General features: G+C 68.1%; 16 protein-coding genes and 1 tRNA gene. 6 read left to right on the top strand and 11 right to left on the bottom strand.

The genetic code is table 11. The features are described 5' to 3' along the window. Positions 1-231 precede the first annotated feature (231 nt). Entirely contained in the window at positions 232-1,032 is an 801-nt protein-coding gene (locus tag ACQP2E_RS08215; RefSeq protein ID WP_433833838.1) for a class I SAM-dependent methyltransferase, read from the top strand. A gap of 25 nt (positions 1,033-1,057) precedes the next feature. Then, positions 1,058-1,261 carry a DUF2945 domain-containing protein gene (locus ACQP2E_RS08210; protein WP_433829461.1) on the top strand — a complete coding sequence of 68 codons (204 nt, stop codon included), beginning with the start codon at positions 1,058-1,060 and terminating at the stop codon, positions 1,259-1,261. Here ACQP2E_RS08210 and ACQP2E_RS08205 read toward each other — a convergent pair. Continuing rightward, positions 1,248-1,646, bottom strand: coding sequence for an ArsR/SmtB family transcription factor (locus ACQP2E_RS08205; protein WP_433829459.1), 399 nt, complete (start codon positions 1,644-1,646; stop codon positions 1,248-1,250). The two genes, ACQP2E_RS08210 and ACQP2E_RS08205, sit on opposite strands and share 14 nt — an antisense overlap. A 156-nt stretch (positions 1,647-1,802) precedes the next feature. Then, positions 1,803-4,496: a DNA polymerase I gene (polA, locus tag ACQP2E_RS08200; RefSeq protein WP_433829456.1), complete on the bottom strand. Its 2,694-nt coding sequence runs from the start codon at positions 4,494-4,496 to the stop codon at positions 1,803-1,805. Positions 4,497-4,724: 228 nt separating this feature from the next. Here polA and ACQP2E_RS08195 point away from each other — a divergent pair, with 228 nt between their 5' ends. Beyond that, complete coding sequence (locus ACQP2E_RS08195; RefSeq protein ID WP_433829454.1) at positions 4,725-5,990, top strand: ABC transporter substrate-binding protein; 1,266 nt, start codon at positions 4,725-4,727, stop codon at positions 5,988-5,990. Positions 5,991-7,165: 1,175 nt separating this feature from the next. Here ACQP2E_RS08195 and ACQP2E_RS08190 read toward each other — a convergent pair. The 5 genes from ACQP2E_RS08190 to ACQP2E_RS08170 form a co-directional block, all read right to left on the bottom strand. Then, the gene (locus ACQP2E_RS08190; protein WP_433829452.1) at positions 7,166-7,948 is read right to left on the bottom strand and encodes an ABC transporter ATP-binding protein; all 783 of its coding nucleotides are present in this window, start codon (positions 7,946-7,948) and stop codon (positions 7,166-7,168) included. Further along, positions 7,941-9,053 carry an ABC transporter ATP-binding protein gene (locus ACQP2E_RS08185; protein ID WP_433829450.1) on the bottom strand — a complete coding sequence of 371 codons (1,113 nt, stop codon included), beginning with the start codon at positions 9,051-9,053 and terminating at the stop codon, positions 7,941-7,943. The genes ACQP2E_RS08190 and ACQP2E_RS08185 overlap by 8 nt, the downstream gene beginning before the upstream one ends. Further along, positions 9,043-10,032 (bottom strand): branched-chain amino acid ABC transporter permease, encoded by a 990-nt coding sequence (locus tag ACQP2E_RS08180; RefSeq protein ID WP_433829448.1) that lies wholly within the window; start codon positions 10,030-10,032, stop codon positions 9,043-9,045. Before ACQP2E_RS08180 ends, ACQP2E_RS08185 begins: the two co-directional genes overlap by 11 nt. Positions 10,033-10,042: 10 nt before the next feature. After that, positions 10,043-11,332, bottom strand: coding sequence for a branched-chain amino acid ABC transporter permease (locus ACQP2E_RS08175; RefSeq protein ID WP_433829447.1), 1,290 nt, complete (start codon positions 11,330-11,332; stop codon positions 10,043-10,045). A 165-nt stretch (positions 11,333-11,497) separates the two neighbouring features. Further along, positions 11,498-12,112 carry an ANTAR domain-containing response regulator gene (locus tag ACQP2E_RS08170; protein WP_111648711.1) on the bottom strand — a complete coding sequence of 205 codons (615 nt, stop codon included), beginning with the start codon at positions 12,110-12,112 and terminating at the stop codon, positions 11,498-11,500. A 179-nt stretch (positions 12,113-12,291) separates the two neighbouring features. Between ACQP2E_RS08170 and ACQP2E_RS08165 the strand changes: the two genes are divergently transcribed. Together ACQP2E_RS08165 and ACQP2E_RS08160 are read left to right on the top strand one after the other, a co-directional pair. Next, a tRNA-Leu gene (locus ACQP2E_RS08165) sits at positions 12,292-12,365 on the top strand. Positions 12,366-12,631: 266 nt separating this feature from the next. Then, positions 12,632-13,519, top strand: a complete 888-nt coding sequence (locus tag ACQP2E_RS08160) for an HdeD family acid-resistance protein (RefSeq protein WP_433829444.1) — start codon at positions 12,632-12,634, stop codon at positions 13,517-13,519. Between the two features lie 117 nt (positions 13,520-13,636). Here the strand turns inward: ACQP2E_RS08160 and ACQP2E_RS08155 are convergent, their stop codons facing one another. The 4 genes from ACQP2E_RS08155 to gltB all read right to left on the bottom strand — a co-directional run bounded on the left by ACQP2E_RS08155 (position 13,637) and on the right by gltB (position 22,286). Beyond that, positions 13,637-14,515, bottom strand: coding sequence for an acyl-CoA thioesterase (locus ACQP2E_RS08155; protein ID WP_433829442.1), 879 nt, complete (start codon positions 14,513-14,515; stop codon positions 13,637-13,639). Then, positions 14,512-15,948 carry a pyruvate kinase gene (gene pyk / locus ACQP2E_RS08150; protein ID WP_433829440.1) on the bottom strand — a complete coding sequence of 479 codons (1,437 nt, stop codon included), beginning with the start codon at positions 15,946-15,948 and terminating at the stop codon, positions 14,512-14,514. Before pyk ends, ACQP2E_RS08155 begins: the two co-directional genes overlap by 4 nt. Before the next feature lie 346 nt (positions 15,949-16,294). Then, entirely contained in the window at positions 16,295-17,764 is a 1,470-nt protein-coding gene (locus tag ACQP2E_RS08145) for a glutamate synthase subunit beta (protein ID WP_433829438.1), read from the bottom strand. Beyond that, on the bottom strand, positions 17,757-22,286 hold the full coding sequence (gene gltB, locus ACQP2E_RS08140) for a glutamate synthase large subunit (RefSeq protein ID WP_433833836.1): 4,530 nt from the start codon (positions 22,284-22,286) through the stop codon (positions 17,757-17,759). The genes ACQP2E_RS08145 and gltB overlap by 8 nt, the downstream gene beginning before the upstream one ends. A 204-nt stretch (positions 22,287-22,490) precedes the next feature. On the opposite strand from gltB, the gene ACQP2E_RS08135 reads away from it, so the two are divergent. Next, positions 22,491-23,363: a GNAT family N-acetyltransferase gene (locus tag ACQP2E_RS08135; protein ID WP_433829436.1), complete on the top strand. Its 873-nt coding sequence runs from the start codon at positions 22,491-22,493 to the stop codon at positions 23,361-23,363. Positions 23,364-24,727: the final 1,364 nt, after the last annotated feature.

Genomic DNA, 24,727 nt, shown 5'->3' with positions numbered 1-24,727 from the left:
CAGTCTGATCATATGCAGTCGATCATGCCGAGACCGGCGACCACGGAACCTGCTCCCTGCCGAGGCACACGATCCGCGAGCGCATCGACTAGCTTACCGTGCGCATTACCACAGGTTGCAAGCCCTCCTGAGGAGCGCGGCACATTGTCGCGTCAGAACCGGCCAGTCTGCCCGATATAGGCCGATTCCTGGCAGCCGCCACGCCTGCCGTACCGTTGCCGAGTGATCGAGATCCCCTCCCCATCCGCCGCCGGGAACGTGACCGAGACGGAGGCCCGCCGGGCCAACCGCTCCTGGTGGGATCTCGACGCCGACGACTATCAGGACGAGCACGGCGCCTTCCTCGGCGACACCGACTTCGTCTGGTGCCCCGAACGCCTCCGGGAGGCTGACGCGCGCCTGCTGGGACGCGTACCGGGGAAAAGGATCTTGGAACTGGGAGCCGGCGCCGCGGCAGCCTCGCGGTGGTTGCGCCTGGAAGGCGCCCATCCGGTCGCCATCGACCTCTCCGCGGGCATGTTGCGCCACGCGGCTCTCGCCGCCGACAAGACCAGGGTACGCGTCCCGCTGGTCCAGTCCGACGCGATGGCCCTGCCGTTCCGGGACGACGCGTTCGACATCGTGTGCACCGCCTTCGGGGCGATCCCGTTCGTCGCCGATTCGGCCGCCGCCATGCGCGAGGTGGCCCGGGTGCTGCGGCCGGGCGGGAGCTGGGTGTTCTCGGTGACCCACCCGATGCGGTGGGCGTTCTGGGACGAACCCGGCGAGGACGGGCTCACCGTGCGGAACTCGTATTTCGACCGCACGCCGTACGTCGAGCGCGACGACGACGGCCAGGTCACCTATCTGGAACAGCATCGGACGCTCGGCGACCGGATCCGGGAGATCGTGGCGGCCGGTTTCGTGCTGCGCGACCTGATCGAGCCGGAGTGGCCGAAAGGTCACGAGGGGATCTGGGGTCAGTGGAGCCCGCTGCGCGGAAAGCTCTTTCCCGGCACCGCCATCTTCGTCTGTGACCTGCCGTTTTCCTGATGCCCTGGCGGGTATCCCGGATGGCATGAACCCGAAGAAGGGTGACGAGGTCACCTGGCGTAGCCACGGCCAGACCGTGCACGGCACCGTCGAGCAGAAGATCACCAAGCGGAGCGAGGCCGCCGGCCGGACCGTGGCCGCCTCACCGGACGAGCCGCAGTACAAGGTGAAGAGCGACAAGACCGGCCGTGAGGCCGTGCACAAACCGGAGTCGCTCAAGAAGGGCTGACGTCCAGGACGTCAGCCAGAAGAGTGAGAGCGTCCGGAACCGGCCGGTAATACACCCAGGTGCCACGGCGGTCGCAGTCGACGAGGCCGGCCTCGCGCAGTATTCGCAGATGATGCGAGATCGTCGGGCCGGTCAGGTCGAACTCGCCGCTCAGGTCGCACACGCAGATCTCGCCCTTCGGCGTCGAGGCGATCATCGAGAGCAGCCGGAGCCGGACCGGGTCGCCGAGCGCCTTGAACATGCCGGCGAGCACGGACGCCCGATCGGTCTCCAGCGGGCCGCGCACCAGCGTGACACCGGCGACCTGGGCGATGATCGAGATCAGCAGCGAAGGCCTGACCTCGTCACCAACGGCGATCTCCATCGACATCGATCCACTCGGCATCGGACCAGGGTGGCAGATCATCGCAAGGTGCGCGGTACCTGCCACCCGTCCGGGCGTTCTTTTCACGGCCTTTAGCGGCCTTTAGCGGCCGGGCCTTTAGGGGCCGGGTCTTTAGTGGCCGGGTCTTTAGTGGCCGGGTCCGCTGCAGAGCGGCATTTAGTGGTCGGCTCCGTTCCAGTCGCGGCCGGCGCCGACCGAGACCTCCAGCGGCACCGAGAGCGGGAACGCGCCGCCCATCTCCCGGCGGACCAGCTCCTCGAGCTGCTCGCGCTCGCCGGCGGCCACCTCGAACACCAGCTCGTCGTGGACCTGGAGCAGCATCCGCGACGTGAGCCCGGAATCTTTCAGCGCCTCGTCCACCCGGAGCATCGCGATCTTGATGATGTCCGCGGCGGAGCCCTGGATCGGCGCGTTCAGCGCCATTCGCTGGGCCATCTCGCGGCGCTGCCGGTTGTCGCTGCTCAGGTCGGGCAGGTAACGGCGGCGGCCGAGAATCGTCGCGGTGTAACCGTCCTTGCCGGCCTGCACCACCACGGCCTGCAGGTAGTCGCGCACCCCGCCGAAGCGCTCGAAGTACTCGTCCATCAGGGCGCGGGCCTCTTCGGTGGAGATGCTGAGCTGGTTGGAGAGGCCGAAAGCGCTCAATCCGTACGCCAGGCCGTAGTTCATCGCCTTGATCTTGCGGCGCTGGTCGGCGCTGACCTCGTCGAGCCCGACGTGGAAGACCGACGAGGCGGTGGCGGCGTGGAAGTCGGCGCCCGAGTTGAACGCGGCGATCAGCGCGTCGTCGCCGGACAGGTGCGCCATGATGCGCATCTCGATCTGGCTGTAGTCAGCGGTCATCAGCTGCTCGTGACCCGGCCCCACCACGAACGCGCGGCGGATGCGCCGGCCCTCTTCCGTACGGATGGGGATGTTCTGCAGGTTCGGATCTGTCGACGAGAGGCGGCCGGTCGCGGCGACCGTCTGGTTGAAGGTGGTGTGGATGCGGCCGTCGTCGGAGACCGACTTGAGCAGGCCGTCGACAGTGGACTTCAGTTTCGCCACGTCGCGGTGGCGCAGCAGGTGCGCCAGGACCGGGTCGCCGGTCTGCGCGAACAGGCTCTGCAGGGCGTCCGCGTCGGTCGTGTAACCGGACTTGATCTTCTTGGTCTTGGGCAGGTTGCGCTCGACGAAGAGGATCTCCTGGAGCTGCTTGGGCGAACCCAGGTTGAATTCCCGGCCGACCACCTCGTGTGCCGCCTGCTGCGCCGATTTCACCTCGGCGGCGAAGTGCGACTCCAGCTCCGACAGGTAATCGGTGTCGGCGGCGATGCCGAGCCGCTCCATCGCGGCGAGCACCACCGACAGCGGCTGCTCCACCTCGCCGAGGATCTGCATCGACTCGCCGCCGTCACGGGACAGCTCGACGGTGATCACGTCGGCCAGGTCGAGGGTGGCCCGGGCGCGCAGCATCAGGTTCATCTCGGCGGCGCCCTTGTCGTCCGGGCCGTCGAAGAGGGTGATCTGGGCGTTCTCCGGCTCGTCGACCCGCAGCTCGCGCTTGAGGTAACGCAGGGCCAGGTCGTTCAGGTCGTAGGCACGCTGATCGGGCTTCGCCAGGTACGCCGCGAGGGCGGTGTCGGTGGTGACGCCGGCCAGCTCCCAGCCGTGCGCCTGGAACGCGAGCAGCGCGGGTTTCGCGTCGTGCACCACCTTGGGCCGGCCGGGCTCGGCCAGCCAGGCGGCGACGGCCCGCTCGTCGTTCTCGTCCAGGGCCGCCGGGTCGAACCAGGCGGCCTTGCCGCCGGCCGTGGCCACGCCGACGCCGGTGAGCTCGCCCGTGCCCCGGCCGAACCGGCCGGTGACCGCGACGCCGACCGGCGCCGTGCCGGCGAACTCACGCAGCCAGCCGGCCACCGCGCCGGTGGGCAGGATCGCGCCGTCCAGGTCGAAGCCGGACTCAGCCTCCGGCTCGACGGCGTCGAGGTAGGAGTAGAGCCGCTCGCGCAGCACCCGGAACTCCAGCGCGTCGAAGACCGCGTGCACCGCCTCGCGGTCCCAGCCCGCCCATTTCACGTCCTCCGGCCGCAGCGGCAGCTCTAGGTCGCAGACCAGCTGGTTGAGGTCGAAGTTACGCATCACCTCGGCCAGGTGGGCGCGCAGGCTCTCACCGGCCTTACCCTTGATCTTGTCGACGTTGGCGATGATGCCGTCGAGGCCGCCGAACTCGTTGATCCACTTGGCCGCGGTCTTGTCACCGACGCCGGGCACGCCGGTCAGGTTGTCGCTGGCCTCGCCGACCAGGGCGGCCTTGTCGCGGTACAGGCTCGGCGGCACGAAGTATTTCGCCTCGATCGCCGCCGGGGTCATCCGCCAAACCTCGGAGACGCCACGGACCGGGTAGAGGATCGTGACGTGCTCGCTGGCCAGCTGGAAGGCGTCCCGGTCACCGCTCGAGATCACCACCTCCATGCCGGAGTCGCGTGCCTGGGTGGCGAGGGTGGCGATGACGTCGTCGGCCTCGTAGTTCTCTTTCTCCACGACCGGGATGCGCAGCGCCTCGAGCACCTCCTTGATCAGGCTGACCTGGCCCAGGAAGGGCGTGGGCGTCTCGGAACGGCCCGCCTTGTAGTCCGCGTACTTCTCGGTGCGGAAGCTTTTCCGGGAGAGGTCGAAGGCGACCACGATGTGCGTCGGCTTCTCGTCGCGCAGCATGTTGATGAGCATCGAGGTGAAGCCGAAGACAGCGTTCGTCGGCTGGCCGGTGGCGGTGCTGAAGTTGTCCACCGGGAGCGCGAAATAAGCCCGGTAAGCCAGAGAGTGGCCGTCGAGCAGCAGGAGGCGGGGAGTCTGGGCGTCATCGCTCACGTCCCTGGACTCTAGTCGCCGGGTACGACAACACCGGACGCGCCGCCGAACCCGTCACCCGAGAATGGTCTGACACTTGCTCAAGGTTACGGAACGGCAACTGTCCTGTTGCAGCCCTGCCCGAGCCCTAGTGCAGACGGTGTCTGCTCACTTAAGTTTCCACAGCATCAGCGTCATGGCAGTGGGAGCCCACCAAACGCACCCACCGCGCTGGACAAAGGAGAATTGATGATCCGCCGCAACTTTGCATGGCGCAGTGTCGCCGTGCTGGGTGCCGCTTGCCTTGCCCTGGGCGCGTGCTCGAACTCCGATGAGCCCGAGAGCGGCTCGTCCTCGGCCCCCGCGGCCGCTGCTGGCGACGGTGTGCTGAAGATCGGCACCCTGCTGCCGCAGACCGGCTCCCTCGCGTTCCTCGGCCCGCCCGAGTTCGCCGGCGTCGACCTCGCCGCCAAGGAGATCAACGCTGCCGGTGGCGTCCTCGGTAAGGACGTCGTCATCAGCGACACCGACTCCGGCGACACCTCCACCGACATCGCCAGCCAGTCGGTGAACAAGCTGCTCGCCGAGAAGGTCGACGCCATCATCGGCGCTGCCTCGTCCTCGGTGTCCCTCTCCGTGATCGACAAGATCACCGGTGCGGGCGTGGTGCAGATCTCTCCGGCGAACACGTCGGACCAGTTCACCACGTACAACGACAAGGGCCTCTACTTCCGGACCGCGCCGCCGGACGTCCTCCAGGGCCGCGTCCTGGGTGACCTCGTCGTCGCCGACGGCAACGCCACGGTCGGCCTCCTCGTCCTCCAGGACGCGTACGGCACCGGCCTCGCGAAGAGCGCCCGCGCCGCGATCGAGAGCGGTGGCGGCCAGGTCGTCGCCGAAGAGGTCTACGACCCGAAGGCCGCCGACTTCTCGGCCGAGGTCGGCAAGATCAAGCAGGCCAACCCGTCGGCGATCGTCCTGATCGGCTTCGACGAGACCAAGAAGATCGTTCCGAAGCTGGTCGAGGCAGGCCTCACCGCCAAGGCGAAGAAGTGGTACTTCGTCGACGGCAACCTGTCGAACTACGGCTCCGAGTTCCCGAACGGCACCTTCGAGGGCGCCAAGGGCACCCTGCCGGGCGCCAAGGCCGGCGACGACTTCCAGAAGAAGCTGCTCGAGGTCGACCCGGCCCTGAAGGACTTCTCCTACTCGGCCGAGTCCTACGACGCGACCATCCTCACCGCCCTGGCCGCCGAGGCCGCCAAGAGCGACTCGCCCGCCGAGTTCTCGAAGCAGCTGGCCGCAGTCTCCAAGGGTGGCGAGAAGTGCACCACCTTCCAGCAGTGCAAGGAAGCCCTCGCTGGCGGCAAGGACATCGACTACGACGGCGTGAGCGGTCCGGTCGAGTGGAACGACGCTGGTGACCCGGCCGAGGCCACGATCGGCATCTACCAGTACGGCGCCGACAACACCTACAAGAACGTCGCCTACCAGACCGGCAAGATCGACGGCTGATAGCCCGCTCCTGTAGTTCGCACCACCTTCTCAGCGAGGGCCCGGCCATTGGCCGGGCCCTCGCCCTTTTCCCCTGCCGCAGCCCTCCCTTGGGTACGCCCAAAGCCCTCCCGCCTCCACCCCACCCCGCCCCGCCCCGGCCGCCGCTCCCAAGCCGCCCACCGTCGCTCCCCGCCGCTGCCGTCCGCTGTCGCCCCACCGCAGGCCGCTTGTCGCTGCAGGCCGCTTGTCGCTGCAGGCGCTGTCGCTGCAGTCCGCTGTCGCCCCGCCGTCCGCGCTGTCGCCCGCTGCCGCTCTCGCTGCAGTCCGCTGTCGACCCGCTGCGGGCCGCAGGCAACCCTCCCGTTGCCGTCACAGATCTTGTGAGCTTGCTCCGCCATCCCAGCCCAAACCGCACAAGGTCGCGGAGGCGCCGGGCGCGAGAGGCGATCTTGTGCGGTTCAGCCGTCCGATCGGCCGCAAACGCACGAGTTTCGGAGCAGGCCGCCATAGCGTGTCGACTTCAGGCGGCCCGCGACCACTCCCGGTGACGCGTTGCCATCACAAGGGTGGGGAGTTCCTGCTTCGCGGAAACCTGTGGTGGCCAGAGCACCCACAGGTCTCCAAGATCAGGCGGACCCCGACGGCAGTCGCACACTCTCCGTGAGACTGCGATGAGACGAGTGCCGCCGACCGGCCACAGGCAGCGAAAATCTTGTGAGTTTGTACCGCCGCCCCTGCCCAAACCTCACAAGTTCACGCAGGTGGCGGGACACTCGGAGCCGATCTAGTGAGCTTCCGCCGCCCGAGCCACCCCAAACTCACCAAATCGCGCCGGGGAACGCACGACACCACGGCTCGGGCAGCGGGCACGGCGGGCGGAGGGCGGGACACAGCGGACGGCGGACACAGCGGGCAAAGGGCGGCGGGCGGCCGGCGGCGGGCGGGCCGGCGGCGGGCGGGCCGGCGGCCGGCGGCGGGCGGCGGGCCGGCGGCGGGCGGCGGGCCGGCGGCGGGCGGCGGGCCGGCGGCGGGCGGCGGGCCGGCGGGCGGGCGGCGGGCCGGCGGGCGGGCGGCGGGCCGGCGGGCGGGCGGCGGGCCGGCGGGCGGGCGGCGGGCCGGCGGGCGGGCGGCGGGCGGGCGGCGGAAGGCCCCGGAACCACTTCGTTCCGGGGCCTTCGCTGTGCGGGGTGGGGTCAGGCGCGGGCCAGGGTCCCCAGGTACAGCTCGATCACCTTCGGGTCGTGGATCAGGTCACGGCCGGACGCGGTGTACGCGTTCCGCCCCTGGTCCAGCACGTAACCACGGTCGCAGATCTGCAGGCAGCGACGGGCGTTCTGCTCGACCATGATGACCGTGACGCCGGTGTCGTTGATCTGCTTGGTGCGGAAGAAGACCTCGTCCTGCATAGCCGGCGACAAACCCGCCGACGGCTCGTCGAGCAGCAGCACCGACGGCTCCATCATCAGGGCCCGGCCCATCGCGACCATCTGCCGCTCGCCGCCGGAGAGGGAACCCGCACGCTGCTTGCGACGGGTGCCCAGGGCGGGGAACAGGCCGGCCACGAACTCGAAGCGTTCCTTGAAGCGCTTCGGCCGCAGGAACGTACCCATCTCCAGGTTTTCCTCGATGGTGAGGGTTCCGAAGACGTTGTTGGTCTGCGGCACGAAGCCGATGCCCTTGGCGACGAGCTTGTTCGCCTTGACGTTGGTGATCTGCTCGCCGCGCAGGGTGACCTGCCCGGACCGGACCGTCACCAGGCCGAAGAGGGACTTGAGCAGGGTCGACTTGCCGGCGCCGTTGGGGCCGATGATGCCGACCAGTTCGCCCTCTTTGGCGTACAGGTCACAGCCGTTGAGAATGTTGACCCCGGGCAGGTAGCCGGCGGTCACGTCGTCGACGCGGACCAGGGCGCCCTCGGCCGCGGCCAGGTGCTCCCCGCGGCCCTCGACCTCGTTGCTGGAGGTTGCGTCACTCATCGGTCTTGCCCCCTTCCGGCTTAGCCGGAGAATCCGACTTATCCGAAATGTCAGGAACGCCACGAACACCGGGAGACCCAGCAACGCCAGAAGACCCAGCAACGCCAGAAGACCCAGCGACACTAGGAGACCCAGCAGCGCTAGGAGCATCAGACGAGCCAGGAGCGTCAGAAGCGCTGGGAACCTCGGAAACGCCGGACACATCAGCAGCGCCGGGAACCTCGGCCGCCACCTCGGCGGCGTCGTGCTCGGTGCCGTCGTGGTGCGAACCCAGGTAAGCGTCGATCACCCGCGGGTCCGCCATGACAGTGTCCGGCGTGCCCTCGGCGATGACCTTGCCCTGGCCCATGACGATGACCCAGTCGCTGATGTCGCGGACCATGTCCATGTCGTGCTCGACGAAGAGCACGGTCATGCCGTCCTCGCGCAGGCTCTTCACGTGGCCGAGCAGGGACTGCGTCAGCGCCGGGTTAACACCGGCCATCGGCTCGTCCAGCATGACCATGTCGGGCTGCACCATCAGGGCCCGCGCCATTTCGAGCAGCTTGCGCTGGCCGCCGGAGAGGCTGCCCGCGAAGTCCTCGCGCTTGGCGTCGAGCTTGAACCGCGCCAGCAGCTCGTCGGCGCGCTCGGTGATCTCCTGTTCCTGCTTCTTCCAGATGCCCGGGATCAGCGATTTCCAGAAGGACTCGCCTTTCTGGCCGGTGCCGCCCAGGCGCATGTTGTCGATCACCGTGAGCCGGGACAGCGCCTTGGTGAGCTGGAAGGTGCGGACCATGCCCTGCTTGGCGACCTTGTGCGCGGGCACGCCGGCGAGCGGCTTGTCGTTGAACTTCCAGTCGCCCTCGTCGGGGCGATCGAAACCGGTCAGCAGGTTGAAGAACGTCGTCTTGCCGGCTCCGTTGGGGCCGATCAGTGCGGTGATCGCGCCACGCTGGATCTCGATGTGGTCGACGGAGACCGCGGTGAGGCCGCCGAAGCGGCGCACGACGGAGTCAGCGACCAGGATCGGGTCCTGCTTCGGCGCTCCGGGCTCGTGCGGAACGTCCTTGAGCGCGGCGCGCGCCTTTGCCACGCCGGGCGGAACGGTGACGTCATCGGCCATCGAGCATGACCTCCTTCTTGTCGCCGAAGATGCCCTGCGGACGGAAAATCAGCAAGAGTACGAGTCCGAGGCCCACCAGGATGTAGCCGACCGCACCCGCCTGGTTCGCGTCCATGAGCCACGTCGGGATGTAACCCTGCGAGATCAGCGTCGGCAGCAGCGCGTTGACGAACGTGAGCAGGAACCAGAAGATCATCGAGCCGACGACCGGGCCGAAGACCCGAGCGGCGCCGCCGAGGATCACGATCGTGTACATGTAGAACGTGAACTCGGTGCCGTAGGTGTCCGGCTGCACGGCCGCGTTCTTCAGCGCGATGATGAAACCACCGAGCGAGCCGAGGACACCACCGAGGATGAGCGACTGCATCTTGTAGGACACGACGTTCTTGCCGAGGCTGCGAACGGCGTCCTCGTCCTCGCGGATGGCCTTGATGACACGGCCCCACGGGCTGCGCATCGCCAGGAACACGATCGCCAGCGCGATCGCGACGAGCACCCAGCCGACGGTCATGACCCAGAGTTCACGCTCGTCGAAGCTGATGCTCCAGAATTCCAGCGAGCCGCTGTACGGGTTCATCGCGTAGAAGTCGTCGGAGAACTGCTGCAGACCGTCGGAGCCACCGGTCCACTCGCTCAGCGAGACCGAACGGAAGAGCAGGCGGACGATTTCCGCGGCGGCGATCGTCACGATCGCCAGATAGTCGGCGCGCAGGCGCAGCGTCGGGATACCGAGCAGCAGTGCCAGCACGACCGCGCCGAGCAGGCCGACCGCGATGCCGATCCAGAACGGAAGGCCGAAGGTCGACACCATCATCGCGAGACCGTACGCCGCGACGCCGAGGAACGCCGACTGACCGAAGTTCAGCAGGCCGGTGTAGCCGAAGTGCACGTTCAGACCGATCGCGGCCAGTGCGTACGCGATCATCGTGCCGTTGATCAGCGACTCCAGAGAGACGCCGAAAATGATGTCCCAGTTCATCAGGCCCCCCTCAGCCGATCCGCTCGCGGCGGCCCAGGATGCCCTGGGGACGCACGAGGATGATCACAATCAGCACCGCGAGGGCGCCGACGTTCTTCAGCTCAGTCGGGATCCACAGCGTCGACAGCTGCGTGGCGAGACCGATGACAAGGCTGCCCAGCAGGGCACCGAAGGCGGTTCCGAGGCCGCCGAGCGTCACGGCCGCGAACACCAGCAGCAGGATCTGGAAGCCCATCTGGTAGTTCACGCCCTGGAAGATCGCGAGCATCACGCCGCTGAGCGCGGCGAGCGCGCCACCGATCGTCCAGACCAGCCGGATCACCGAGTCGACGCTGATGCCGGAGGCAGCGGCGAGCGACGGGTTGGTGGAGACCGCGCGGGTCGCCTTGCCGAGGCGGGTCTTCACCAGCGCCAGCGAGACCACGATCAGAACGATGATCGCGATGCCGTCCATGACCAGGTTCTTCGGCGCCACCGAGATCAGGCCCAGGTCCATGCCGGGCTGCGCGACGTACTGCGCGAACTGCCGGGTGTCGCCGCGGAAGACATAGAGGAACAGGTACCGCAGGATCAGCGCGAGACCGATCGAGATGATCATCATGCCGATCAGGCCGGTACGGCGGTTACGCAGCCAGCCCCAGAAGAATCTGTCCTGGAAGTAACCGAACAGACCACCGAGCACCACGGCGATGACCGCCGCGATCTCCAGCGGCACGCTGGCCGTCACGTTGATGAAGAAACACGCCACCGCGCCGAAGGTGATCAGCTCACCGTGGGCGAAGTTCGTGAGGCCCATGGTTCCGAAGATCAGCGAGAGGCCCAGGGCCGCCAGCGCGATGATGAGACCGAAATGGATTCCCGTATAGACGAGGTCGGCCACCCGCTCGAGCTGCGAGGTGCCACCCTCTGCAGGCTCGTCGGCGCCGGGGCTACCGGCTGCCGCGCCGAGCGGGAACAGCACGTTACGTGCGGCGCCCTCGAAAACGCTCAGTGTCAGGCTTGTGCGGCCGGTAGTGACAGCAACGCCCTGAGGCAGGGTCGCGGCGTCGAGGTCGACCTTGTAGGTGCCCGCGGCAGGGACGGGGACCGACCACTTGCCTTGAGCGTCCGAAGTCGCCTCGCCGACCGGAGTGCCGCTCTCTTCCGCCACCTTGATAACCACGCCGGCCACTGGCTGGCCCGCATTGATCAACGTGCCCTGTAACGACTCGCCCTCGGCCAAGGCGCTCGTGGCACCCAATCCCAGGGAAGTGAACAGGAATCCGAGAACGGCCGTGAAGATGATCACGGCTCTACGCAACGATGCTCCTTGTGTTTAGCAGCAGAAATCCCCGCCATACGTCACGCGAAGGACTGGCGGGGATCATAGCCTGCTCAGGAGCGTCGAACCCGGTCGTAACAAAGCCGTTACTGAGCCTCAACCTTTGGTCAAGAGCCAATATCGGAACGGTGGCTCGACAAGCCTCTAACCAGCGGGTTCGGCCTCGCCCTCGGACTCTTTGATGATCCGGTCTGCGACCTCGCGCATCGTCATCCGGTGATCCATCGCGGTCCGCTGGATCCACTTGAAAGCCTGCGGCTCGGTCATCGAGTACTTCGTCATCAGCTCGCCCTTGGCGCGCTCGACGGACTTGCGCGTCTCGAGGCGGTCGGTCAGGCCGGCCACCTCCGCCTCGAGGACGGAGATCTCCGAGTACCGCGAGAGGGCGATCTCGATCGCCGGCACGAGGTCGGATTTCTGGAACGGCTTCACCAGGTACGCCATGGCGCCGGCCTCGCGGGCCCGCTCGACGAGCTCCCGCTGACTGAAAGCGGTCAGCATGACCACCGGGGCGATCCGCTTCGCGGCGATCCGCTCGGCAGCGGCCAGGCCGTCCATGATCGGCATCTTGATGTCCAGGATCACGAGGTCCGGCTTCAGATCCTCGGCCAGGCGAACCGCGGTCTCCCCGTCACCGGCCTCGCCGACGACGTCGTAGCCCTCCTCGACCAGCATCTCGGCGAGGTCGAGCCGGATCAGCGCCTCGTCCTCGGCGATGAGCACCCGCTTGCGCTCGGCACCAGCCTGCGTGTCGGCCACGGAAACCCCTACTCCCAGAACGTCGATGTCGCGACACCCGGGTATGTGGGTGTCGCCCCCCTAAGCCTAGTAGGTAGGCTGTCGGAGACTCATCCTGGCGTGACCATCCCACGTCCTGATCAGTCACGCTGCCCAACGTCATGCTGAGAAGCCTCAGTCATGCCGAGATGAGCGGTCTCGCCCCTGTATTCCAACCGGCAGAGAAGATGGTCTCAAACACCATACAGTGTGGGTTCGAATCCCACCGGGGGCACAAAATCCGCGTTAAATATTGGTCACGCCCGATTAAGGGCGCCTGACCAAAACCCCTTCTTGGGTACGCCTTTTCGCACGCTCATCAATTTCCGTGCGATAGCCGACGCGTTACCGGCGTGCAATAGCCGGGCTAAAGACGAGCTGCGAATCTGGGCGAACGCCGGGCCACGGCACGCACCGGATGCTGTCATGACAGGGACAGTCGCAGCGGGAGGCCCCATGTTGTCGTCCGGTTCTTCGCCCCTCACCGTCGCACGCGGGAGCATGTGGGGATTCCTCATGTTCGCCGGCGCGGCGTGGCTGGCGATCGCCTGGGCGGTGATGCGGCTGGAACCCGCCGACATCGCCACGGTGGCCGGACCGATGATCCTCTTCGGGGCGGTCTGTGAGTTGCTGCGCACTCTCGCCGGCACCCGGACCTGGTGGCTGAACGCGGGACTCACCGTGATCTTCGCGGCGACCGGCGCGGCGGTGCTGGTCCCGGACGAGTCGTCCTTCACCACGGCGGCGGCGCTGACCGGGTGGTACCTGATGGTCCGCGGCGCCGTGGACGTCGCCGTCGGGATCATGACCCGCGGCGCGGACCGGGTGTGGAGCCTGGTCGTGACGATCGGCGTACTGGAGACCGGTCTCGGATATTTCTCGGCCGGCCCGTTCGCCCGCAGCACCGACCTGATCGTCGTGACGCTCGGCGCCCTTGCGGTGCTGCGCGCGGTTGCTGACCTGGTCACCTCGCTGCGGCTGCGGGAGGTCGCGCACACCACCCGCAAGGATGTTCTGCAGCTGCCTCCGGAACGGTCGGAGGGCCTGACCGGATATTCAGCCGGCCGTGCCGACTTCGAGGCCACGCCGGTACGCGCCCGGCATCGAGCCCCGGAAGGCGCGTCCACGAAAAAGGATCTGCCGTCGGTCTACCCCGCGGGCGGCGTCGGCCACATCCCCGGGGACACGTACCACGAGCACGTCGTGCGTACCACTGCGGATCTTGACGCGATGCTGGTGCAGGCCGGCATCACCGGGCCGCGCGCCGGAGCCAAACAGCCTGATCAGACCGACCTGCCGCAGGTCCCGGACACTCCGGAGATCGCTGCCGACGCGGAGAGCGCCTCGGCCGGGCGGTCGTCGCGCGACGACCATCCGGGCAACCCGTAAGCCGGGCAACCCGCAGAAGAGCCTGTCCCCGGCCCCGCCGGTTGATGGATCACACAGCGGTCCGTCGCCAGACCGCGATCCACCACCGGCGGGGTGCTCAAAAAGCGGCTGAAACGCTCAGGCACCGATCTTGCGGAGCAGGCCTTCCTGCACGGCGCTGGCGATGTGCCGGCCGTCGCGGGTGAACATCCGCCCACTCGCCAGGCCCCGGGAACCGCTCGCGGACGGGCTCACACTGTCGTACAGGAACCACTCGTCGGCACGGAACGGCCGGTGCAGCCAGAGCGCGTGGTCCAGGCTCGCACCGATCACGCCACCGGGTCCCCACACCTCGCCATGTGTGGAGAGAACCGCATCGAGCAGCGACAGGTCCGACGCGTAGGTCAGCGCGCAGGCGTGGATCAGCGGATCGTCCGGCAGCTTGCCGTTGATCCGCATCCAGACCCGCTGCAGCGGCTCGGCACCACGGTCACCGGGCGGCACCCAGCCGGGCACGCCGACGTAGCGAACGTCGACGGCCTGCGGGGACGACTTGAACATCGCCATCCGCTCCGGGTAACGCTGCACCCAGTCGAGCATGGTGGCGACGTCCTCCGGAGCGGGCACACCCTCGGGCGCCGGGGTGTGGTGGTCCAGCCCCTTCTCCGGCACCTGGAACGACGCCGACATGAAGAAGATCGTCTTTCCGTGCTGCTGTGCCGTCGACCGGCGTACCGAGAAGGACCGCCCGTCCCGGATGTGCTCGACCGTGAAGGTGATCGGCACGGTCGGGTCGCCCGGCCGCACGAAGTATCCGTGCAGCGAGTGGACCAGCCGGTCGGGGTCGACCGTACGCCCGGCGGCGACCAGCGCCTGGCCGGCGACCTGGCCGCCGAACACCCGCTGGGCACCGGTCTGCGGGCTCTCACCGACGAAGGTGGCCGCGTCGACCTTCTGCAGATCCAGCAGATCCAGCAGTTGGTCGACGGCGGCCTGTCCCTGCAACGGCAAGGTCACACCGTTGCCGGATCGACGAGCGTTCCGAGCTGGTGCACCCGCAGGGTGTTGGTGGAGCCGGGCGCGTTCGGCGGGGAGCCGGCCACGACGACGACGTAGTCGCCGGGCTTCGCCAGGCCGAGACCCAGCATCTTCGCGTCGACCTGCCGGAACATGTCGTCGGTGTGCTCGACGAAGTCGGTCAGGAAGGTGTCGACACCCCAGCTCAGCGCGAGAGTGTTGCGCACCTCGGAGACCGGGGTGAACGCGTAGAGCGGCAGGTCGCAGTGCAGGCGGGCGAGCCGGCGCACGGTGTCACCGGTCTGCGAGAACGCCACCAGCGCCTTCGCGCCGATGTTGCGCGCGATCTGCGACGCGGCGACGGTCAGTGCGCCACCGTGGGTACGCGGGTCGTGCTGCAGACGCGGAACGCCCATCCCACCGGCCTCGGTGGTGGTGACGATCTTCGCCATCGTGCTGACCGTGAGGACCGGGTACTTACCGACCGAGGTCTCACCGGAGAGCATCACGGCGTCGGTGCCGTCGAGCACCGCGTTCGCCACGTCGGACGCCTCGGCGCGGGTCGGACGCGAGTTCTCGATCATCGAGTCGAGCATCTGGGTCGCGACGATGACCGGCTTCGCGTTCTCCCGGCACAGCTGCACGGCACGCTTCTGCACCAGAGGGACCTGGTCCAGCGGGAGCTCGACGCCGAGGTCACCACGGGCGACCATGACGCCGTCGAAGGCGAGAACGATCGCTTCCAGATGTTCCACGGCTTCCGGTTTTTCAACCTTGGCGATGACCGGGACCCGGCGGCCCTCCTCGTCCATGATCTTGTGGACGAGGTTGATGTCCTCCGGCGCGCGGACGAACGAGAGGGCGATCAGGTCGACGCCGAGCTTCAGCGCGAAGCGCAGGTCCTCTTCGTCCTTGTCGCTGAGCGCGGGCACACTCACCGCGACGTTCGGCAGCGAGACGCCCTTGTTGTTGCTGACCGGGCCGCCCTCGGTGACCAGGACGTGGATGTCCTCACCCTGGACGTCGGTCACCTCGACCGCGACCTTGCCGTCGTCGATCAGCAGACGGTCGCCGACCTTGACCTCGTGCGGCAGCTTCGTATAGGTGCAGGAGACGCGCTCCCGCGTGCCGAGGATGTCCTCGCTGGTGATGACGACCCGGTCGCCGGTCTCCCAGCGGTGCGGTCCGTCCGCGAACTTGCCGAGCCGGATCTTCGGACCCTGGAGGTCACCGAGGATGGCGACGGCACGGCCGGCCTTCTCCGCGGCGGCACGGACGAGGCCGTACATCTCCTTGTGGTTCTCGAGAGTGTCGTGGCTGAAGTTCATCCGGGCCACGTCCATGCCCGCCTCGACCAAGCCGAGCATCCGCTCAGGAGACTTGGTGGCGGGTCCCATCGTGCAGACGATCTTTACGCGGCGTGTCACGGCCATCAGGCTAGTCCTTCTCCACGGTCGGCTCGGCGGCCGACCCCCGGCAACGTCATGAACTGCGGGTGTCGACGGCGAGGTCAGCCCATGTCACCACGGGCAGGCTGCGTCGTCCGGCGGGCGTCGGCGACCGCGGGTTCAGCCTAACGGGCGGCCTCGGGCGCCCGTCGGCACATGCCCGACCCCCTCCCAGGAGCCTCCGGACGGCCGCCGAACTTAACGCTCGGTAACCATATTTGAATTTGCTTCGGCGACACGCAAAATAGCCGCTGGATATCGACGCACATCGAACGCAACGAACGGAAAACGGCCCGCCGCGAAAAGCGGCGGGCCGTTTACGAAAAACCGTTCAGACCGACAGCGGCTGCGAATCCGACCGGACCGGCGCCGGCAGTTCGCCGGCCGCGCCCAGATAGGAGTGGATGGCGGAGGCCGCCGCCCGGCCCTCGGCGATAGCCCAGACGATCAGCGAAGCGCCCTTGTGCATGTCACCGGCGACGAAAACGCCCTCGGCGTCGGTCTGCCAGTTCCGATCCGCGTCCAGCACGTTGCGCCGGGTGCGGTTCAGACCGAACTGGGAGAGCAGCGGCTGGTCTTCCGTACCCTCGAATCCGATGGCGAGAAGGACCAGGTCGGCGCGCAACTCGCGCTCCGAGCCGGGAGTGACGACCACCGTGCGCACGCCGTCGATCCGCTGGACCTGCACTTCCGCGATCCGGATCGCGGTGAGGTTGCCGTTTCCGTCGCCGACGAACTCCTGCACGGCCACGCCGAAGACGCGGTCGCCGCCCTCTTCGTGAGCGGCGTAGTTGCGCAGGATCAACGGCCAGGTCGGCCACGGGTCCTTGATGCCGGCACGCGCCTCCGGCGGCAACGGGTACTGGTCGAGCTGGGTGATCGACGCGGCGCCCTGGCGGTGGGCAACGCCGAGGCAGTCAGCACCGGTGTCACCGCCGCCGATGATGATCACGTGCTTGCCCTTGGCGTCGATCGGCGTGCTGTCCTGCAGGCCGGCGACGATCCGGTTCGCGGGAACCAGGTGCTCCATCGCCAGGTGCACGCCGTTCAGCTCGCGGCCCGGCGTCTCCGGGGTGTCCCGGCCGGCCAGCGCGCCCGCCGCGAGCAGCACCGCGTCGTAGCGTTCCCGCAGGTCATCGGCGGTGATGTCGACGCCGACGTTGACACCGGCCTGGAAGACGACGCCCTCGGCCTCCATCTGCGCCAGCCGGGTGTCGATGACGTCTTTCTCGATCTTGAAGTCCGGGATCCCGTACCGCATGAGACCGCCGATGCGATCGTCGCGTTCGTAGACGGTGACCGAGTGACCGGCTCGCGCGAGCTGCTGGGCGGCCGCGAGGCCGGCCGGGCCGGAACCGACCACCGCTACCGACTTGCCGGACGCCACCGGCGACGGCTGCGGGACCAGGCCACGCGCGAAGGCGTGGTTGGCGATCTCCACCTCGACCTGCTTGATGGTCACCGGGTCGTCGGCGATGCCCAGCACACAGGCCGCCTCACACGGCGCCGGGCAGAGCCGGCCGGTGAACTCCGGGAAGTTGTTCGTCGCGTGCAGCGACTCGATCGCCGACTCCCAGTTGCCGGTACGGACCAGGTCGTTCCAGTCCGGGATCCGGTTGCCCAGCGGGCAGCCGTCGTGGCAGAACGGGATGCCGCAGTCCATGCAGCGGGTGGCCTGGTCGCGGATGAGTTCCTCGCCCGCGGGCGGGTACACCTCTTTCCAGTCCATCAGCCGCAGCGGAACCGGGCGGCGTTTCGGGAGCTGCCGCTCGTAGCGGAGGAAACCGTTCGGATCAGGCACTGGTGACCCCCATGACCGCCTCGTCAACATTGCGACCGGCAGCCTCGGCGGTCCTGATCAGTTCCATCACGCGCTTGTAGTCGCGCGGCACCACCGCGGTGAACCGCTCGGCCGACGCCGACCAGTCCTTCAGCAACCGGCCGGCCACCGCCGAGTCGGTCTCCGCGTGGTGCTTCTCGACGAGCGAGCGCAGCACCTCGCGCTCGTCGTCGGTCAGCGGGGCGAGGTCCACCAGCTCGGGGTTGACCAGCGACTGGTCGAGGTCGAGCAGGAACGCCTTGCCGCCGCTCATGCCGGCCGCGAAGTTGCGCCCGGTCGGGCCGAGCACGACCACGACACCACCGGTCATGTACTCGCAGCCGTGGTCGCCGACGCCCTCGACAACCGCCGAACCGCCCGAGTTGCGGACCGCGAAGCGCTCGCCGACCCGGCCGCGCAGGAAGATCTCGCCGCCGGTGGCGCCGTACAGGATGGTGTTACCGGCGATCGTGTTCTCCTCGGCGACGAACGGCGCGTCCTCGGCCGGGCGCACGATCACCCGTCCGCCGGAGAGGCCCTTCGCGACGTAGTCGTTCGTGTCGCCGATCAGCCGCAGCGTCACACCACGCGGCAGGAACGCGCCGAACGACTGGCCGCCGGTGCCCCGCAGGGTGAAGGCGATGGTGTCGTCGGGCAGGCCGTTACCGCCGTACCGGCGGCTGACCTCGCCGCCCAGCATGGCGCCGACGCTGCGCTGGTCGTTGCGGGTGGGCACCTCGGCACGGACCGGCAGGCCGTCGACGAGCGCCGGCTGGGCCAGCGCGATCAGCTCGTTGTCCAGGGCCTTGTCCAGCCCGTGGTCCTGGGCCACCACACCGCGGCGCGACGCGCCCTCGGGCAACTCCGGCACGTAGAGCACCGGCGCCAGGTCCAGGCCCTTCGCCTTCCAGTGGTCGACCGCCTTGACCACGTCGAGGATCTCGGCCTGGCCGATCGCCTCGTCGATGGTGCGGAAACCGAGCTCGGCCAGGATCTCCCGGACCTCCTCGGCGAGGAACATGAAGAAGTTCTCGACGAACTCCGGCTTACCGGTGTAGCGCTCGCGCAGCACCGGGTTCTGCGTGGCGATGCCGACCGGACAGGTGTCCAGGTGACAGACCCGCATCATGATGCAGCCGGAGACGATCAGCGGAGCCGTGGCGAAACCGAACTCCTCGGCCCCGAGCAGCGCCGCGATCACCACGTCCCGGCCGGTCTTGAGCTGGCCGTCGACCTGCACGGTGACCCGGTCCCGCAGCTTGTTGAGCAGCAGCGTCTGCTGCGCCTCGGCGAGACCGAGCTCCCACGGGGTGCCGGCGTGCTTCAGCGAGTTCAGCGGGGACGCGCCGGTGCCGCCGTCGTGACCGGAGATCAGGATGACGTCGGCCTTCAGCTTCGCGACACCCGCCGCGACAGTGCCGACACCGATCTCGGAGACCAGCTTCACGTGCACCCGGGACTGCGGGTTCACCATCTTGAGGTCGTGGACCAGCTGGGCCAGGTCCTCGATGGAGTAGATGTCGTGGTGCGGCGGCGGCGAGATCAGGCCGACGCCAGGAGTGGCGTGCCGGGTCTTGGCGACCCACGGCCACACCTTGTTGCCGGGCAGCTGGCCACCCTCGCCGGGTTTCGCGCCCTGCGCCATCTTGATCTGCAGGTCGTCCGCGTTGACCAGGTATTCGCTGGTTACGCCGAAGCGGCCGGACGCGATCTGCTTGACGCTCGACCGGCGTTCGGGGTCGTACAGCCGCTCGACGTCCTCGCCGCCCTCACCGGTGTTCGACTTGCCGCCGATCCGGTTCATCGCGATGGCGAGGGTCTCGTGCGACTCGGCGGAGATCGAGCCGTAGCTCATCGCGCCGGTGGCGAAGCGCTTCACGATCTCGGTGGCGGACTCGACCTCGCTGATGTCCACGGGTGTCCGGTCCGATTTGAACCGGAAAAGACCCCGCAGGTGACCGGCCTCCGCCGAGAGCTTGTCCACCTTTTCCGTATATTTACGGAAAACGTCGTACTGCTTGGACCGCGTCGCGTGCTGGAGCAGGAAGACCGTCTCCGGGTTGAACAGGTGCAGCTCACCCTCGCGGCGCCACTGGTACTCGCCGCCGACCTCGAGACGCCGGTGCGCACGCTCGGCCGCGTTCGCCGGGTACGCCTTCTCGTGGCGAGCCTTCACCTCGGCATGGATCCCGGCCAGACCAACGCCGCCGATCCGCCCCGAGGTGCCCGCGAAGTACCGCTGGAGCAGCTTGTTCTCCAAGCCGACAGCCTCGAAGACCTGAGCGCCGCAGTACGACGAGACGGTCGAGATGCCCATCTTGGACATGATCTTCAAGACGCCCTTGCCGAGCGCCTTGACGTAATTGCGGACCGCCTTGCGCGGGTCGATCCCGGCCAGCGCACCGGTCGCGATCAGGTCGTCCACGCTCTCGAAGGCGAGGTACGGGTTGACCGCCGCCGCTCCGAAGCCGATCAGCGTCGCCGCGTGGTGCACCTCGCGGCAGTCACCGGACTCGACCACCAGCGCGACCTGGGTACGCGTCTGCTCGCGAACCAGGTGCTGGTGCACAGCCGCGGTGAGCAGCAACGACGGGATCGGCGCCAGATCAGCGTTGGAGTCGCGGTCGGACAGCACGAGGATGCGTACGCCGTCCTCGATCGCCTCGGACACGTGCCGGCAGATCTGGGTGAGGCGGGCCTTGATGCCGGCCGCGCCGTCCCGCAGCGGGTACAGGCCGGAGACCCGTACCGCCTTGAAGCCGGGCAGGTCGCCGTCCTCGTCGATGGAGAGCAGTTTCGCCAGCTCGTCGTTGTCGATCACCGGGTACGGCAGGACGATCTGACGACAGCTCGCCGGGCCCGGGTCGAGCAGGTTGGCCTCGGGGCCGATCGTCATCGAGAGGCTGGTGACCAGCTCCTCGCGGATGGCGTCCAGCGGCGGGTTCGTCACCTGCGCGAACAGCTGGTGGAAGTAGTCGAACAGCAGCCGGGGCCGGGTGGACAGCGGCGAGATCGGCGTGTCGGTGCCCATCGAGCCCAGCGGCTCGGCGCCGGTCCGCGCCATCGGCGCGACCAGGATCTTCAGCTCCTCCTCGGAGTACCCGAAGACCTGCTGGCGGCGCAGCACCGAGTCGTGCGTGTAGATCACGTGCTCACGGGCGGGCAGGTCACCGAGCTCGATGAGACCGGCGTGCAGCCAGTCCGCGTACGGCTCGGCGGCCGCCAGGTCCGCCTTGATCTCGGCGTCGTGCACGATCCGGCCGGCAGTCGTGTCGACCAGGAACATCTTGCCGGGCTGGAGGCGGCCCTTGGCGACCACCTGGTCCGGCGCGAAGTCGATGACGCCGGCCTCGGAGCCGAGCACCACGAGGCCGTCGGCGGTGTGCCACCAGCGGCCGGGGCGCAGACCGTTGCGGTCCAGCACCGCGCCGATGACCGTGCCGTCGGTGAACGCCACGGCGGCGGGGCCGTCCCACGGCTCGATGAGGCTCGCGTGGAACCGATAGAACGCGCGGCGCGCCGGGTCCATCTCGGCGTCGTTCTCCCACGCCTCGGGGATCATCATCATCACCGAGTGCGGCAGGCTCCGACCGGCCAGGTGCAGCAGCTCCAGGACCTCGTCGAAGCTCGCCGAGTCGGACGCCTCCGGCGAGTTGATCGGGAAGAGCCGCTTGATGTTGCCCGGGATGTTCGGCGAGGACAGCAGCGCCTCACGGGCGGCCATCCAGTTCTTGTTGCCCCGGATCGTGTTGATCTCACCGTTGTGGGCGATCAGCCGGTACGGGTGCGCCAGCGGCCACGACGGGAACGTGTTCGTGGAGAACCGGGAGTGGACGAGCGCGATGGCGCTGTCGACCCGCTCGTCGGTCAGGTCCGGGAAGAACGCCGGCAGCTGCTCGGGCGTGAGCATGCCCTTGTACGTGATGGTCCGCGAGGACAGCGACGGGAAGTACATCGCGACACCACGCTGCGACGTCTCCCGCTCGGCCTGCTTGCGGATGCAGAACGCCACCCGGTCCAGCTCGATGCCGGACAGCCGCTCGCCGGCGGGGCCGGCGGCCGAGTTGCTGAGCCGGTCGGCGGCCAGGAAAACCTGCCGGATCGCCGGGCGCGCGTCCTCCGCGGTGGCGCCCAGGTCGGACGGGTCCACCGGGACGTCACGCCAGCCGAGAACCTCGCCGCCCTCGACGAGGACGTACTTCTCGAAGACCTTGATCGCCCGGGCGGCGTCGTCGGGGTCGGTCGGCAGGAAGACCAGACCGGCGGCGTAGGAACCCGCCGGCGGCAGCTCGAAGCCGGCAACCGCGCGGTAGTACTCGTCCGGGACCTGGATCATGATGCCGGCGCCGTCGCCGGTGTTCTGCTCGGCGCCACGCGCGCCCCGGTGGTCCAGACGGATAAGCGCCGAAAGGCCCTTGGCGACCACGTCATTGGAGCGACGTCCGTGAATGTCGGCAACAAAGGCCACACCACAGGCGTCACGCTCGTATGCCGGGTCGTACATCCCCTGGGGGTGCGGATATGCCACCGGGCCTCCTGTCGTCACTGGTGTTTCATTCTGAGGTCGGGACGACGTCGGCCCTGCAAAGTCTCTTGAGTCTACGTTAAGAGACACTGATCTCCGCCAGATGCGGATTGATCACACCTCGCACCGATAGGCGGAGGAACTGAATAGCACAGCCGGTGCGGAGACCGGTAGTCTCGCGCGATGGCGCCAGTGGATTCCGGCCTCTTCGACCGACTCGAACGGTTCTACGACGCTTTGCCCCGCCCCTGGGCGCGGGTCGAGGAGATCGGCTCGCTGACTCTCTTCGTCCGCGAGGGAGAGGGCTGGCCCTACTATGCCCGCCCGACACTGGGTTCGCACACCCCTTCGGCCGCCGACATCATGGACGCCCGCCGCCTGCAGCGTGAGCTCGGTGTGCCGGAGACCTTCGAGTGGATCCACGAGACCGCCCCCGACCTGCTCGCGATCGCCCGCTCCGCCGGACTGGACGTGCTTTTGGCGCCCCTGCTGGTGCTCGAGCCCGCGGCACTCGTACCCGATCTGCCCATCCGCGGCGCCACCATCCGGTACCTCGATCCGCTGGCGCCCAGCTTCGCCGCCGACATGAGCGCTTCCCGCGCCGTCAACCGCCTCGGCTTCGGCGCGCCGGCATACCGGAGTTCGCTCGAGATGGCAGAGAACACCCTGGTCATCGACGGCGCTGGCCCTCCGGAACGGGACGCCGCCGAACCACTGACCGACAAAGAGGCGGATAAGGTCCGCGCGATGCTCGAGAGCGGCGATTACCTCACCGCGGTCGCCGAGTCACCCACCGAGGGCATTCTCGCGACCGCGACCAGCCAGCGGGTGAGCACGGTCGCCGAGATCGTCGGGGTCGCGACCCTGCCGTCGGCGCGCAACCGTGGGTACGCGTCGCAGCTCACCGCCACTCTCAGCGGCCGGCTGCTGGCCTCCGGGGTGGATCTCGTGCTGCTCTCCGCAGGCGACGACGACGTGGCGCGCCTTTACACCCGCGTCGGGTTCCGCCGGGCGGGCACGGCATGCATCGCGCAACCAGCGGCTCTGCCGCTGTGATGTGAGAGGCCTCAGCGACTCGCTCACAGTTCCCACCAGTTGGTACGCGGTAAGCACCTCAACCCTCGATGATCCTTACCGTTCGGAACAGTGATCGAGCTTAGGGCTCCGCACACCGACTGTGTCGATCGGGTGAAATCCCGTCCCGCATCCTGATCTTGCAGGGCCGGCCCCCCGAGGCGATGAATCGACGACGGTGTGCGGTTGCACAGCCGGCCCGACCCCTCGGCTTTCCGCCATCTGGCGGTGGGCGCTCCGCAGGCCGGGACACTCTCGATCGAAATCGTGCATCCTGCCGGTCGAGCCGATGCCCAGGACCGAGTCCGGTAGGGTGCCACGGCTGACCCTGCTGGTCGATTCGCTGAGCCGACGACGGTGTGCGATTGCGCCCCCGGACCGACCCGAAACTCACAAGTTCCACGGTTCTGGCTGCATGCCAGCATAGGACGAAGGCCAATTTATGTAGAAATGACGGTCGTAACGGACGGTTCAAAACGGTTTCCCGCTCGACAAGAACGGCTTCGCGCCCGCACGACCGCACGACCGTACGACCGCACGACCGCACGACCGGGCCTAGCGTGTCGACTTACGGCCTAGCGCGCCGACTTACGGCCCAGCGTGCCGACTTACGGCCCAGCGTGCCGACTTACGGCCCAGCGTGCCGACTTACGGCCCAGCGTGTTGATTTAGGGTTCGATCCGCACCCAATGCCGACACGCGCGCGACAAAACGGGTGCCTGTGTCGACTTCGGGTTCGAATCGCACCCCAAATCAACACGCGGCGAGGCTGCGGTGGAGCCGCCCTGCGGAGCGTGGCGATTTGCGGTTCACCGGCGACCTGTTTCGTCGCTCTGCGGGTCGTACCCGCCGGGCATCACGGCCGACCTTGGAAACTGGCAGAGCCTGGACGCACCACCATGCTCCACACATCGGTTACCGGCCTGCCTTGCCATGACAGCGCGAAACACTCCGCAGCTCGAAGCTTCCAAGATCGCGGAGTGCCCGGCTTGGCCCCGGGTTGCGCCACTCGGCGGGATGCTGGGCGGCGGCTCGCGGCGGCGCCGGCCATTTAGCCAGCCCCTCCGTCAAGCAGACCCGGCCCCTCCGTCAAGCAGACCCGGCCCCTCCGTCAAGCGGACCCCGGCCAGCGAGCGGACCGCTCAGCCGACCGCCACCGCGCGAGCAAACAACGAAGCGTGTCGATTTAGGGCACGATGCGAACCTCAAGTCGACACGGACAGCCGAGTCGCGATGTGCGTGTCGACTTTGGGCTCGGAGCGCTCGGACAGCTCGGAGCGCACCCTAAATCGACACACCGGTCTCGCTCGGTCACGCGAAACCACACGCCGGGACGGCGGGGACGA

It is taken from the genome of Actinoplanes sp. CA-015351, assembly GCF_050955685.1.
Lineage (GTDB): Bacteria > Actinomycetota > Actinomycetes > Mycobacteriales > Micromonosporaceae > Actinoplanes.
Note: the sequence above shows the minus strand (reverse complement) of the source record. Positions and strands in the feature narration are given on the sequence as shown.